Below are 13,643 nucleotides of genomic sequence, written 5' to 3'. Positions count from 1 at the left end.
AGAAGTGTCAGAACATCATGATAAGCTGTTTGACAGCGAATAAGAAAAGATTAGGTGATTACATGATTGAAATGAAGGAAGTCTATAAGATCTATCCTAATGGTGTAAAGGCGATCAATGGAATCAATGTCTCTATCCATCCAGGAGAGTTTGTGTATGTTGTTGGTCCCAGTGGCGCTGGTAAATCCACGTTCATTAAAATGATGTATCGTGAAGAGAAGCCAACCAAAGGAAAAATCTTAATTAATAACAAAGATTTAGGCTCGATGAAGGAAAAAGAAATTCCTTACGTGAGAAGAGAAATTGGCGTAGTATTCCAAGATTTCAAACTACTTCCAAGTCTCACGGTCTTTGAGAACGTGGCATTTGCTCTTGAAGTCATTGGTGAACAGCCAAGTATTATTAAGAAAAAAGTGCTTGAAGTACTTGATTTGGTGCAATTAAAGCACAAAGCTCGTCAATTTCCAGATCAGCTTTCCGGCGGTGAACAGCAGCGTGTATCGATCGCTCGTTCGATCGTCAATCATCCTGAGGTTGTCATTGCAGACGAACCGACAGGAAACCTTGATCCAGATACTTCATGGGAAATCATGAAGACGCTCGAAGAGATTAATAACCGCGGAACAACAGTCGTCATGGCGACACACAACAAAGAGATTGTAAACAGCATGAAGAAACGCGTCATCGCAATCGAAGATGGAATGATTGTGCGTGACGAAGCAAGAGGGGAGTACGGAATTTATGATTAAAACTCTCTCGCGGCATTTACGTGAGAGCTTCCGTTCACTTGGAAGAAACACGTGGATGACATTTGCATCAATTAGTGCGGTCACTGTCACATTGATTTTAGTTGGGGTTTTTCTTGTCATTATGCTCAACTTGAATAACATGGCATCGAACGCTGAGAAAGAAGTAGAAGTAAAAGTTCTCATCGATTTAACTGCGAATCAAAAGCAGCAGGATGAATTAAAAGCAGAAATTGAGAAGATTCCTGAAATCAGTGATGTGAAATACTCATCCAAGGATGATGAACTAAAAGCACTGATTAAAAGCTTTGGTGAAAATGGACAATCTATGGGACTGGTTGATCAAGAAAATCCATTGAATGATGCGTTTATTGTGAAAACAACAGATCCCCACGATACACCAAAAGTAGCGAAGAAATTAGAAAACCTAAAAGGGACGTATAAAGTCACTTATGGAAAAGAAGAGGTCAGCCGACTCTTTAATGTTGTCGGAGTGGCGCGTAATGTCGGCATCGCACTTATTATTGGGCTTTTATTTACAGCGATGTTCTTGATTTCCAATACGATCAAAATTACGATTTTTGCTAGACGTAAAGAAATTGAGATTATGAAACTAGTAGGTGCAACGAACTGGTTTATCCGCTGGCCGTTCTTCATCGAAGGATTACTACTTGGTGTATTTGGCTCGATTATACCAATCGCTGTATTGCTTGGCACGTATCAATATGCTGTCGGCTGGGTGGCGCCAAGGGTACAAGGTTCATTTATTTCAATGCTTCCATACAATCCGTTTGTCTATCAAGTATCACTGGTCCTTCTATTGATCGGTGCCATTATCGGTGTGTGGGGAAGTTTAACGTCCATCCGTAAATTCTTGAAAGTATAAATCTATTTATATTGATGGCAGCACTCGAGGATTCTATAGAAGATGTGACCGGTTGATCCAATTCATCCGGTCGACTCTTCATGCAGGCAGTTGTCATGGGAGGGGAATATCGTTTTGAAAAGAAAGCTGATGATGGCTGGAATGGCAGCGTTTATTGGAACAACGTGGCTATACATTCCAGGGAACGAAAATCGTGCATTCGCATACGAAGACCTAGATCAAAAACGTCAACAAATTGAAGAGAAAACATCGAAGACTGAATCAACCTTGAAGAAAAAGAAATCAGAACTGGCAAAGCTTGAAAAGAAAGAATCAAAGCTAAAGCAAGAAATTGAAAAAATTGACCAAAAAGTAAGTGCCGCAACTGAAAAAGTCGCTGAAAAAGAAAAAGAGGTCAAACAGACGAAACAAGAGATCAAAAAACTAAAAAAAGAGATTGAAGTCATCAACGAGCGAATTGAAAAGAGAAAAGCGATTTTCAAAGATCGAATTCGTTCTATGCAAAAAAGTGGCGGTACAATCAACTATTTAGATGTGCTGCTAGGTGCTCGTAGCTTTAGTGATTTTGTCAGTCGTGTGGGAGCTGTTACAACCATTGTCGAAGCAGATAAAGACATGATTACAGAACACGAAAATGATTTGGAGCTAGTGGAGCAAAAAGAAGCAGAGCTAAATAAACAGCTAAGTGGACTTGAAACATCTTTGAAAGAGCTTGAAACGTTGAAAAAGGACCTATCTAAACAGCAAAAAGAAAAAGGAAAAGTCCTTGGTCATGTAACGGAAGAAAAAGAACATGCACATGATGAACTAGGAAAGCTTGAAAATGAACAAGAAATTCTAGCGAATCAAAAAGCGGCGGTAAAGTCTGAAGAGGCACGTCGTCAAAAAGAAGAAGCGAAGAAAGCAGAACAAGCAGCTGCTGAAAAAAGTGCACCTGCACCAAGTGGAGGATCTGATCAAGTGTCAGATACACCAGCAAGTAGCTCAGGTTTCATTAAACCAGCTGCAGGCCGTTTCTCATCAGGCTTTGGCGGACGTTCTGGCGGACAGCATTACGGATTAGATATCGCTGCAAAAGGCACTGTATCTGTCGTTGCAGCCGCATCTGGAACAGTCACGAACTCAAGCTACTCGTCGAGTTATGGGAACGTGGTGTTCATTACACATAACATCAATGGCCAAACGTATCAAACGGTATACGCTCATCTTTCAACAAGAAGTGTGTCAACAGGTCAAAGAGTCGAGCAAGGTCAATTCCTTGGATATATGGGCAACACAGGTCAGTCTTATGGCCAGCATCTTCATTTTGAAATTCATAAAGGATTATGGAATGGCGCGAAATCAAATGCAGTCAATCCAGCGCAATATATCCGCTAACAAAAAGCCGATAACAGCATGTTATCGGCTTTTTTCATGTAGATGAAATTAAAATAACAGCAGTAATCCGGCAATAATAGGTGTTAAAAGCACAGCGGATTTTAAGAGAGGTTTCGGCGCAAGGCGTGTAAATTTTGCCCCAATAAAAGCCCCTAATACGGTACCGATTAAGATCTGAACGAGCAGGATAAAGTCAACATAGCCTTCTGAAATATAACCAATTCCACCGCCAATAGAGATTGGAATAATCACTAGCATCGTTGTGCCAACAGCTTGTCTAATAGACAGCTTCAGCAAAATCAAAAGCCCCACTTGAATAAATGGTGCTGATCCGATACCGAACATCCCTGAAAGCATCCCTGATACAAGGCCTAATATAATGCCCCTGATCAGCAATTGGCGTGAAGAAAGCGGCTGCTGTTCAGCATCTTCTTTTAGGACAAACAATTTGATCATCATAAAAACAGCAGATAAAAAGAGCATACCAGCTGTTAAATAGTGCAGGCTATCCTCTGGAATAAAAGGAGCCACTTTTGCTCCGGCAAATGAAGCAATACATGCTAGTGCACCGACAATCAAACCTGATTTGAGCTGAATATTTCCTTCCCGGTAGTGGCTGTATGCACCAGATAAAGTCGTAAATGCCATAGCAGCTAAAGATGTTCCAAGTGCAGTATGGATTGGTACATCAAAGATTAACGTCAGCAATGCGATGACAAAACCAGCCCCGCCAGCTCCTACAAACCCTAGTAAAATTCCTAATAAAAGCATCGTCAATATAATATACATAGCGAAGACTCCTTCTCGATTGTAACAAAATAAAAATTACACCTAATGAAATGATTAGTCAAGCCTCCTTAGGAGAATGTCTTTACATGAAATCCCTTCTTCTGGCATATAATAACTCAGGTCATCAGGAAGAGTTGAAGAAGGAGGCCAAATATGAAAAAACAAATCGCATCCATCATGGCAAGTGTCATTCTCATCATCAGTGCAGGGGTTATGACGCATAAAGAGGCGACTCAAGCGGAGTCACCGAAAGCGGCTGCTGCAGTGGCTGGACAAGCTCAATCAAGTGATCGAGCGAAGGAAAACGGAATGGAGAAAATTGAGAAAGCCTATGACCTCATTTCGAATGAATATGTAGAGGAAGTGGATCGTCAAAAGCTGCTTGAAGGTGCCATACAAGGAATGCTTTCAACCTTAAATGATCCGTATTCAGTATACATGGACAAGCAAACCGCAAAGCAATTTTCGGATTCACTTGATTCCTCATTTGAAGGAATTGGGGCAGAAGTTGGAATGGATGAAGGAAAGATTATCATTGTCTCTGCCTTTAAAAAATCCCCTGCGGCAAAGGCGGGTCTGAAACCGAAAGATGAAATCATCAGCATTGACGGTGAGTCGATGAAAGAAAAAAGCCTAAACGATGCTGTACTGAAAATAAGAGGAAAAAAAGGAACGTCTGTCGCCTTGAAAATCAGACGAAATGGAATTGAAAAAGAGCTAACATTCCATATCAAACGAGAAGAAATCCCGCTTGAAACCGTAACGGCTTCAATGAAAGAGGTCAATGGTCATAAAACAGGCTATATTGCGATCTCTAGCTTCTCTGAAGATACGGCGAAGGATTTCACGGCAAGCTTGAATAAGCTCGAGAAAAAGGGCATGGAAGGCCTTGTGCTGGACGTGAGAGGAAATCCTGGCGGCTATCTACAAAGTGTGGAAGACATTTTGAAACATTTTATCACAAAGGATCAGCCATATATTCAAATTGCAGAACGGAATGGCGATCGAAAACGATATTTTTCAAAACGAAAAGAACAAAAACCATACCCGGTCAATGTCTTAATTGATAAAGGAAGTGCATCCGCTTCTGAAATTCTGGCTGGTGCCATGAAAGAAGCAGGGAAGTATGAAGTGGTAGGTGACGTTTCCTTTGGTAAAGGAACTGTACAGCAGGCGGTACCAATGGGAGATGGAAGTAACATTAAATTAACGCTGTATAAATGGCTGACACCGAAAGGGAATTGGATTCACAAAAAAGGCGTTGTGCCGACCATTGCGATTCATCAACCAGATTACTTCACCGTTGGCCCGCTCCAACTGAAAGAACCTCTTCAGCTTGATATGAACAATGAAGAAGTCAGACAAGCACAGACATTGTTAAAAGGGTTATCATTTGACCCTGGCAGAGTAGATGGATATTTTGACGAAGAAACGAAAAAGGCTGTACTCGCATTTCAAAGCACATACAATCTCGAAAAATCAGGTGTGATTGATTTAAAGACAGCGAAAATGATGAACAAGATGGTAGATGAAGTGAAATCTTATGAAAAGAATGATCTTCAGCTGCAAACTGCACTAAAAGCACTATATCTCAAAAAATAAAGAGGCGAATAAATGCCTCTTTTTTTTGGTTCATAAGTGTTACGAACATGTAATAATTTATTCTTAAAAATATATTATATCGAGAAATATATTCATTTATTTTACAAAAAACATAACATTCCTTCGAATTTACCCGATAACATATTTATATAAGAGACTTTCTGTTGATTTAAACATGTCATGAAAATGAAACTTTTGAAAGTTGTATGTTACATAAATAATTCTTACAATAAAAAGTAGCACTCATTTTAAATATTTTATTTTTTGCGGATATTCAGCTTAAGCATTGAGCTGTACCGAGGTTTGCGCTTTTCTTAAAAGAACTAGTAAATGGGGGTACACAATTGAAAAGGGCAAGTATTGTGAGAGAGAAAAAATATTACGAGTTGGTAGAGGAGCTTAAGAGTCGTACGAAAGATGTGACGTTTTCGGCTACAAAGGCATTAAGTCTACTCATGCTGTTAAGCAGGTACTTGGTCAATTACACAACGGTAGAATCAGTCGACGAGATCGATGAAGACTGTGCTGAGATATACTTCAATTATTTAATGGATAATCATAAGAGACTTGGTATAAACTTAACCGACATCAAGAGGTCCATGCAGCTTCTCGGCGGCATACTAGATGTAGATGTGAATCACTATTTAAAAGATTTTTCACTGTCGAATGTCACACTTTGGATGAATCAGGAGAAATAAACCTGATGTCAAGCATCGATTTATTTGATAGAATAAGAGAAAATGCTTGACTTGGGCGGTGAACGATAATGAGCTCGGAGTGGATGGGAGCCGGATTAAAAGCGGTCGGTCTGTTTTTAATCCATCCTCTTTTTTATTTTATGGTATTAATCAGCCTATTATATGGCTACATCCGCGTAAAGCGGGAGAGAAAAGCGTTTCAAACAAGAATAGAAGATGTTTACGATGAACTGAAATTTACATATTCAAAGGGATGGGTTCCAGGAATTTGTCTATCGATCATATCTGTAGGCTTAGGGATTTCCCTTCCGCCTGGATTCATTGTGCTGATTGCAGTGATGACCATCGTTTTCTCTTTATTCTTTAAGGCGAGTGCGCTTTCGTCTGCATACACACTCGGTTTCAGTTTTATTGCGGCATTTGGATTGATGTCTGTTCAAGTGAGCCATTCTTGGCTGCCGCAGCTTTCAATGATGAATGCATCAGCCGTTGTGATCCTGTTAGGGCTACTGTTAATGACTGAAGGCATGTTAGCCTATCGAACGGCGCATTTACGTACATCGCCTGCAATGGTGATGAGTGCGAGAGGACTTTTGATCGGCCAGCAGCGAGCAAACCGTCTGTGGCTTCTACCACTTGTTTTGCTGATGCCGGCAGGTGAATGGACTTCTTCTCTGCCATGGTGGCCTGTGCTTCAAGTGCACGATCAAAGCTTTTCATTTATTGTGATCCCGTACATCATCGGCTTTGGCCAGCGTATTCAAGGATCGCTGCCAATTGTCAGTATTCAAATTACGTCACGCCGAATTATGATGCTCGGTCTAGCTGTTGCTGCAGTAGGTGCGGCAAGTATTTGGTTTGAGCCGATTGCGTGGGGAGCTGTTGTTCTAGCGATTGCAGGAAGAGCTTTTCTATCATGGAAGCAGAGGGCGAATGACAACGCTGCACCATTCTTTTTCTCTAAGCGGAATCAAGGGCTTATGGTGCTTGGTATCATTCCGAATACCCCTGCGGCTGATTTAAAGCTTGAGATCGGAGAAATGATTACAAAGGTCAATGGAATCGAGATCAAAACCGTTTCAGAATTTTATGAAGCACTACAAACCAATCGTGCTCTGACAAAGCTTGAGATCATTGGTCTCAATGGTCAGACAAGGTTTGAGAAACGCGCCTCTTACGAAGGGGAGCATCACCAGCTTGGTATCCTGTTTGTGAAGGACGATCCTCAGCAAGAGCCAACGGCGATTTCATCTTAAAAAAGCTGCTAGAGATGGCAGCTTTTTTCTTTTGGGCGCGTTTCTCTCCCATAGGATTCGCCCCATTCACGCATGGCAAAGATAATGGGCTTTAACGTATTTCCAAGAGAAGTCAGTGAATACTCGACACGAGGAGGAACTTCCTCATAGACTTCACGGTGAACAATCCCGTCTTGTTCAAGTTCTCGTAATTGCAACGTCAGGACACGCTGCGAAATTCTTGGCAGAAGCCGGCGTATTTCGTTGTAACGCTTTGGACCGCAAGTCAAATGATAAAGGATGACGCCTTTCCATTTCCCTCCGATGACATTTGTAGTGATAGACACGGGACAGCCATGATTCACAATACTGACTGGATTGGATGGTGCACTCATCTCAACATTCCTTTCTTAAACGAAAATGGTCATAAACGAACATGTTTGTACCTAACGAACAAAAATGTGCGTACTTGAATCAATGGAAGCTTTTCTTTTACCATAGAGATAGGACATCACACATTCGGGTTGTTTGTTTTCCTATCATAACAATTTCTATGAGGGAATGGAAAGAAATTGGATTGTGAGAACACACCTGTTCATTAGAAAGGATGAATAAAATGCGAGACAAAGAGCAGTTAAAAAAAGAAATCATTGAGGCGTATGAATTCCGTCATGCGACAAAAGAGTTTGACCCAGCGAAAAAGATTCCAGAGGATGATTTTGCATTTATTTTAGAAACAGGAAGACTTTCTCCAAGCTCTGTAGGGTTTGAGCCTTGGAAGTTCCTCGTTGTTCAAAATGAAGCATTCAGAGAAAAATTAAAAGAGTATACATGGGGGGCGCAAAAGCAGCTTCCAACTGCCAGCCATTTTGTGATCATCTTGGCAAGAACAGATGCCCGCTATGATTCAGCATATGCAGAATACATCAACAAGCAAATCAAAGGAATGACAGACGAAACGTTTGAAATGGTCAAGGGGCGCTACAGAGAATTCCAAGAGAACGATCTTCATCTGCTAGAAAATGACCGTACATTATTTGATTGGGCTTCAAAACAAACGTATATTGCCTTAGGTAACATGATGACAGCTGCGGCACAGATCGGCATTGATTCATGCCCAGTTGAAGGATTTAGCTACGATCACATCCATCGTATCTTAGAAGAAGAAGGGTTACTGGAGGATGGTCAATACGACATCTCTGTCATGGCAGCCTTTGGTTATCGTGTCACTGAGCCAAAACGCGGCAAAACACGTCGCCCGATGGATGAAGTAGCTGTTTGGATTCGTTAATCGCTGTTTGTCTGAAAAAGGCTGTTGACAATTGCGTGGTTAGTCAGTATATTTAAAAAATAAAATCTTTGACGAATATACAAATTTGACTATAAACGCTTTGACTTGAGAATAGTAAATGAACATCCGTTTTTTAAGAGAGCTGCGGGTCGGTGCAACGCAGTAAAACGAATCATTGAACTCGCTCAAAGAGCGGTAAGACTGAATGAATAGTAAGTCTTTACGTGTGACCTCCGTTATCGGGTTTTAAGTTGGATTCAGCCATGGCTGAATCAATAAGAGTGGTAACGCGGTTGCAAGGTCAGTCGTCTCTTCCAGGAGATGGCTGGCCTTTTTATATGCTTTTATCTCATATTTGTCTGAAGATTCAAATTTAAAGGAGCTATAGAAAATGGAAAAGGAACATGTGCAGTTAAAACGAACAATGACATCAAGGCATATTATGATGCTTGCGCTTGGCGGTGCCATCGGTGCTGGTCTGTTTAAAGGAAGCAGTTCTGCCATTGATATTGCGGGTCCTGCTGTCATTTTGGCATACATGATTGGTGGTCTTATTTTATTATTTATTATGCAAGGACTTGCCGAAATGACCGTTGCACGACCTGGAGCAAGAACATTCCGTGACTTGATTGAACCTGTGTTAGGAAAATATCCGGCCTATTTCTTAGACTGGATCTATTGGAAAATGTGGGTGCTGAATATTGCAGCAGAAGCGATTGTGTCAGCCATCTTTATTCAGTACTGGTTCCCACAAGTGCCAATCTGGATGCTTGTGTTAATCATTTCACTTGTAGTCACAATCATTAATGTTTGCTCAGTCAAAATGTTTGCTGAGACAGAGTATTGGTTAGCTTCTATTAAAATTGCTGTCATCATCTTATTTATTATCATTGGATTCACCATGCTATTTGTCTCATTCGGACAGCATGCAGCACCTGGATTGTCTAACTTAACGGATCACGGTGGATTTTTCCCAAATGGTACTGGCGGATTAATTGCAGCAATGCTGGTTGTCGTGTATTCATATGGTGGGACGGAGATGATTGGGGTCACTTTAGCAGAAACAAAAAACCCTGAAAAAGTCATACCAAAGGCCATTCAAAGTACGTTTGTACGCATCATCGGTTTTTATGTACTGCCGTTCTTTATCATTGTCAGCTTAATCCCTTGGAATCAAGTAAACAATGAGCAAGTAAGTCCATTTGTGACAGTGTTTGCAACGATCGGAGTACCGTATGCCAGTGACATCATGAACGGCATTATCTTACTAGCGATTTTGTCTTCTATGAACTCTGGCTTGTATGCTTCATCACGGGTGCTTTATACACAGGCAATGGATGGCCGTGTATGGAAAGGATTCTCCAAGCTGTCAAAACAGCAGGTGCCTGTTCGAGCCATCCTTGTATGTACATCTACTTTGTATGCAGCTGTATTGATTTCTCTTTTTGTAGGAAGTCAAACGTTTAATTACTTGATGGGCTCTTTAAGTTACACAGTTCTATTCATCTGGTTTATCATTGCCGTCGGTCATTTGAAATCTCGAAGCGTCGCACAGCCAGGGGGATATCGCGTGAAGCTGTATCCTTTCACAACGTGGTTTTCCGTTATTGCGATCATGGCCATTTTTGTCGGCGTTGTATTCAATACACCAATTGTTCAAACGCTGGTCACAATGGGCATTTATTTAATCATTACACTTTCTTTCTTTATTAACAGAAAACGGTTTGAAACAGCCGTCTAATTTATTAAAAAGCGTGCAGGACCTTCTGAAGGGTCTCGCACGCTTTTTTTAATACTGTTTATATTGCTTGAAATGGACAGGGGATTGAACGGGATGTGGCTTTGCCTGAAGGCCATAGCTCTCCCTGACGATATAAAGCGGCCGGTCCTTGGCTTCATCGTAGATTCGGCCGATATACTCTCCGATCATGCCTAACATAAAGAGGGTGATCCCGCTAAAGAATAGCTGAATGACAATTAATGAACTCCAGCCGGTGATGGTGCTGTTTGTAAAAAGCTTTAAATATAAAACTAGAAACATCGAAATGAAGCCAATAGCTGAAAGGGTAATACCTGCCACGCTGGCTAGCTTTAAAGGTTTGTAAGAAAAAGATGTGATCCCATCCATCGAGAGCTTGAGCATCTTTTTGAGAGGGTACTTTGTTTCTCCTGCCAACCGCTCATCCCGAACATATTCTACCGCAACCTGTTTGAAGCCAACCCAGCTCACTAATCCGCGGACAAATGGGTTTTTCTCGCGTATTTTTCTCATTTCATGACACACTTTACGATCCATCAATCTAAAGTCGCCGGTGTCAATAGGAATATCTACTTCGGTGATTTGACGTAGCACTCGGTAGAAAAGGGAAGCCGTGTACTTTTTGAAAGCTGTTTCGCCTTTTCGTTGCGTGCGGACCGCGTATACGACCTCATAGCCTTCCTTCCATTTTTCAATCATGTCTAAAATCAATTCAGGTGGATCTTGTAAATCCGCATCAATCACTACGACAGCTTCTCCCTTTGCATAATCCATTCCCGCTGTAATGGCAATTTGATGCCCAAAGTTACGAGAAAAATCAATAAGTCTCACATGCGGATCAGTCTGGCAGTACCCTTTAATCAGTTCAGCTGTTCGATCCATACTGCCGTCATTGACGAAGAGAAGCTCATATGCTTCTCCCGTCGAATCCATGACGGTCTTGAGGCGCTGATACGATTCATGGATCACAAGTTCTTCATTATACACTGGGACTACAACAGAGTATTGTATGTTCTTTTCCATCAGTCATCGTTCCTCCCTTTTAATAGATGAATTAATCAACGGATAGTTCATAAAGAGTACCGCTCTCCATTCCGCCCATTCGTCCATTTGACTGATCATTTTGTTCGGATTGTTGGCTGCCTGTTTGCTGGTTCGTTTTGGATGTAGAGCTATTCTGCCATTTAGAAGCAGTTACTTCTTTGCCATTTTTTTGAATCCAAGTAAGAATGTCAGAGCTGCCGCCTCTCATACCAGAAAGATAGAAGTATTTGATTTTGCCGTCTTTAACGAGCTGTTTGAATTCATTAAGCGTGAGAATGTTATCAGATCCACTAAATCCACCTAATGCCATAACAGCTTTTCCTGTTTTAATAATGTAAGGCGAAGCAGTGGTTGCATCTGTTGTCCCGAATAGGAATTCTTCTCCCGTATTGTTTTTCTCAAGATAGCTGATCAGCTTTTCATTGACTTGTGAACTCATGCTGCCACTTGAAGTTGCAAGCTGAGGACCAGCCTCTGGCAGCATACTGTTTCCTCCGTAAAGAAGAGGTGTGCTTGCCCAGTATAGTGGTGCGATCAGCATCCCAAGGATGGCAATGAGAGACATGAATTGTTTTAGTTTTTCTTTCCCTTTTACCAAGAGTAGAGAAAGGGTGCTTCCAACACCAATGATACCGACTGCAATGCTTAGTCCAAGACCGATCGTGCTTGTAAAAGTGGATAGGATAAAGATTTCAAATGCGGTTGTGACGAATATCGCAATTGGCAGTAGCCATTTTTTAAAGCCAGTTCCCGTTTGAAACAATTGAGTCATAGAAACCCATCCGGCTCCTGCTAATACAGCAATTGGCGGTGCCAGCATGATTAAATAATAGTGATGGAAAAATCCAGCTACACTGAAGAATGCAGCAACAGGTATAAGCCAAGCTAACCAAAATAGTGTTTCTTTTTGTTTTGTATTGAGACGTCTTCTTTCAAAGGCTGTCGAGAAGAAGATACCAATCGCACCAAAGAGCGCAAATGGAAGCAGCCAGCTGATTTGATCGGACAGTTCAGATTGGAACAGACGTAATGGCCCTTTTGTTCCTGTTCCAAACATGCCAGAACCATTTCCCATTTTTCCGCCCCCGCCATTTGGCGGTCCATCACCATTACCGCCTGAAGGCATATCAGGTGGTGTTGTGCCGTTTGCATTGCTTGGTGGTCCTTGCATTGAAGGCTGTTCCTGACTGGATGATTGGTTTGAATTATCTGAGTTGTTTTGAGTTCCATTTGATGGCGGCTGAGGCATGGTGGATGAATTATTGTCATTTTGCTGATCACCCTGCTGTGAAGGTGGCTGTCCCTCACCCTGATTTGTGCCGCCTCCTCCGCCAGACTGTTGACCAGTCAACCGCTGCAGACCATTGTAACCAAAGGCTAATTCTAGTGCTGAGTTCGATTGGCTTGATCCCATATAAGGACGATTGTCTTTGGAAGTGAGATCAACCGCTATAGACCATGAAGCAGATACACCTAAAAGAACAATCATCGAAATCATCAGCGATAACAACTTTTTCTTCCATGTCGTTCGATAGGCAATGATGTAAAACAGGACGAGAGCCGGTACAATCATATACGCTTGTAGCATTTTTGTATTAAAACCGACACCGATCATTGCAAAAGAAGCAATCGCCCAAAGCACTTTCTGCTGTTTCACAGCCTTGAACATCATGGCTGTTGCGAGTAAAAGAATAAAGACGAGTAAGCTGTCAATGTTATTTGTACGAGATACAGCAACTGCGATTGGTGTACACGCCATAATGAGTGCTGACAGTCTTGCTGCAGCCTGGCCAAATGTAGGTTTGACTAGGCGGTAGATTAAATAAACAGATCCAATGCCAGCTAAAGCTTGGGGTAAGATCACACTCCAGCCATGCAGGCCGAAAATTTTGGCGCTGATCGTTTGCAGCCAGAAGGCGAGCGGTGGTTTATCCACCGTGACATAACCTGAGGGATCGAACGAAGCAAAGAAGAAATTATGCCAGCTTTGCATCATACTTGTGACCGCCGCTGTATAATAAGCGTTCACCGTATCGTCGTTCCAAATGTTATAAATGTTTAAAATGGCAGATAAAATCAATATGAAAAATAAATAAAGATCAAATTTCTGAAAGCGTCTAATCAAAAGCTTGTCACTCCTTTTTCTTAACTTGAAAAAAGTGTAACAAGCAAATATGAATAAATTGTTAATAAAAAAAGGCCAATTCTTTATTTTT

At 41.5% G+C, this 13,643-nt stretch carries 12 protein-coding genes and 1 other annotated feature; of the genes, 8 read left to right on the top strand and 4 right to left on the bottom strand.

Features of this window, described 5'->3' with window-relative positions; translation table 11 throughout:
* Positions 1 to 62 precede the first annotated feature (62 nt).
* The 3 genes from ftsE to NST15_RS16345 all read left to right on the top strand — a co-directional run bounded on the left by ftsE (position 63) and on the right by NST15_RS16345 (position 3,009).
* The gene (gene ftsE, locus NST15_RS16355) at positions 63 to 749 is read left to right on the top strand and encodes a cell division ATP-binding protein FtsE (protein WP_008348229.1); all 687 of its coding nucleotides are present in this window, start codon (positions 63 to 65) and stop codon (positions 747 to 749) included.
* Positions 742 to 1,632, top strand: coding sequence for a permease-like cell division protein FtsX (gene ftsX, locus NST15_RS16350; RefSeq protein ID WP_017368131.1), 891 nt, complete (start codon positions 742 to 744; stop codon positions 1,630 to 1,632). Before ftsE ends, ftsX begins: the two co-directional genes overlap by 8 nt.
* A gap of 114 nt (positions 1,633 to 1,746) precedes the next feature.
* Positions 1,747 to 3,009 carry a M23 family metallopeptidase gene (locus NST15_RS16345; RefSeq protein ID WP_008348225.1) on the top strand — a complete coding sequence of 421 codons (1,263 nt, stop codon included), beginning with the start codon at positions 1,747 to 1,749 and terminating at the stop codon, positions 3,007 to 3,009.
* A 48-nt stretch (positions 3,010 to 3,057) separates the two neighbouring features.
* Here the strand turns inward: NST15_RS16345 and NST15_RS16340 are convergent, their stop codons facing one another.
* Positions 3,058 to 3,798, bottom strand: coding sequence for a sulfite exporter TauE/SafE family protein (locus NST15_RS16340; RefSeq protein ID WP_017368130.1), 741 nt, complete (start codon positions 3,796 to 3,798; stop codon positions 3,058 to 3,060).
* 153 nt (positions 3,799 to 3,951) lie between these two features.
* Between NST15_RS16340 and NST15_RS16335 the strand changes: the two genes are divergently transcribed.
* From NST15_RS16335 to NST15_RS16325, 3 genes are all read left to right on the top strand, one after another.
* Positions 3,952 to 5,400, top strand: a complete 1,449-nt coding sequence (locus NST15_RS16335) for a S41 family peptidase (RefSeq protein ID WP_046344575.1) — start codon at positions 3,952 to 3,954, stop codon at positions 5,398 to 5,400.
* Positions 5,401 to 5,744: 344 nt separating this feature from the next.
* Complete coding sequence (locus NST15_RS16330) at positions 5,745 to 6,098, top strand: swarming motility protein SwrAA (protein ID WP_007500014.1); 354 nt, start codon at positions 5,745 to 5,747, stop codon at positions 6,096 to 6,098.
* An 83-nt stretch (positions 6,099 to 6,181) separates the two neighbouring features.
* Entirely contained in the window at positions 6,182 to 7,354 is a 1,173-nt protein-coding gene (locus NST15_RS16325) for a PDZ domain-containing protein (RefSeq protein WP_108611020.1), read from the top strand.
* A gap of 8 nt (positions 7,355 to 7,362) precedes the next feature.
* Here NST15_RS16325 and NST15_RS16320 read toward each other — a convergent pair whose 3' ends face one another.
* Positions 7,363 to 7,728, bottom strand: a complete 366-nt coding sequence (locus NST15_RS16320; RefSeq protein ID WP_017357877.1) for a winged helix-turn-helix transcriptional regulator — start codon at positions 7,726 to 7,728, stop codon at positions 7,363 to 7,365.
* A gap of 221 nt (positions 7,729 to 7,949) precedes the next feature.
* Here NST15_RS16320 and NST15_RS16315 point away from each other — a divergent pair, with 221 nt between their 5' ends.
* Together NST15_RS16315 and NST15_RS16310 are read left to right on the top strand one after the other, a co-directional pair.
* Positions 7,950 to 8,624, top strand: coding sequence for an NAD(P)H-dependent oxidoreductase (locus tag NST15_RS16315; RefSeq protein ID WP_008348217.1), 675 nt, complete (start codon positions 7,950 to 7,952; stop codon positions 8,622 to 8,624).
* 91 nt (positions 8,625 to 8,715) lie between these two features.
* Positions 8,716 to 8,940, top strand: a binding site (T-box leader).
* A gap of 75 nt (positions 8,941 to 9,015) precedes the next feature.
* Positions 9,016 to 10,365 (top strand): amino acid permease, encoded by a 1,350-nt coding sequence (locus tag NST15_RS16310; RefSeq protein ID WP_008348215.1) that lies wholly within the window; start codon positions 9,016 to 9,018, stop codon positions 10,363 to 10,365.
* Between the two features lie 48 nt (positions 10,366 to 10,413).
* On the opposite strand, the gene NST15_RS16305 is transcribed toward NST15_RS16310, so the two are convergent.
* Positions 10,414 to 11,406: a glycosyltransferase family 2 protein gene (locus NST15_RS16305; protein WP_017368127.1), complete on the bottom strand. Its 993-nt coding sequence runs from the start codon at positions 11,404 to 11,406 to the stop codon at positions 10,414 to 10,416.
* A gap of 31 nt (positions 11,407 to 11,437) precedes the next feature.
* Positions 11,438 to 13,552, bottom strand: a complete 2,115-nt coding sequence (locus tag NST15_RS16300; protein ID WP_046526816.1) for a glycosyltransferase family 39 protein — start codon at positions 13,550 to 13,552, stop codon at positions 11,438 to 11,440.
* Between the last annotated feature and the right edge of the window lie 91 nt (positions 13,553 to 13,643).

It is taken from the genome of Bacillus sp. FSL R5-0820 (assembly GCF_038593385.1).
In the GTDB taxonomy this organism is placed as follows: Bacteria; Bacillota; Bacilli; order Bacillales; family Bacillaceae; genus Bacillus; species Bacillus altitudinis.
This window is presented reverse-complemented; position numbering and strand designations above follow the sequence as displayed.

What these genes read in the sequence shown, in the direction of transcription:
- ftsE (WP_008348229.1), top strand. Translation starts at nt 63, where the DNA reads ATGATTGAAATGAAGGAAGTCTATAAGATCTATCCTAATGGTGTAAAG.
- NST15_RS16340 (WP_017368130.1), bottom strand. Translation starts at nt 3,798, where the DNA reads ATGTATATTATATTGACGATGCTTTTATTAGGAATTTTACTAGGGTTT.
- NST15_RS16315 (WP_008348217.1), top strand. Translation starts at nt 7,950, where the DNA reads ATGCGAGACAAAGAGCAGTTAAAAAAAGAAATCATTGAGGCGTATGAA.
- NST15_RS16335 (WP_046344575.1), top strand. Translation starts at nt 3,952, where the DNA reads ATGAAAAAACAAATCGCATCCATCATGGCAAGTGTCATTCTCATCATC.
- NST15_RS16325 (WP_108611020.1), top strand. Translation starts at nt 6,182, where the DNA reads ATGGGAGCCGGATTAAAAGCGGTCGGTCTGTTTTTAATCCATCCTCTT.
- NST15_RS16320 (WP_017357877.1), bottom strand. Translation starts at nt 7,728, where the DNA reads ATGAGTGCACCATCCAATCCAGTCAGTATTGTGAATCATGGCTGTCCC.
- NST15_RS16310 (WP_008348215.1), top strand. Translation starts at nt 9,016, where the DNA reads ATGGAAAAGGAACATGTGCAGTTAAAACGAACAATGACATCAAGGCAT.
- NST15_RS16305 (WP_017368127.1), bottom strand. Translation starts at nt 11,406, where the DNA reads ATGGAAAAGAACATACAATACTCTGTTGTAGTCCCAGTGTATAATGAA.
- ftsX (WP_017368131.1), top strand. Translation starts at nt 742, where the DNA reads ATGATTAAAACTCTCTCGCGGCATTTACGTGAGAGCTTCCGTTCACTT.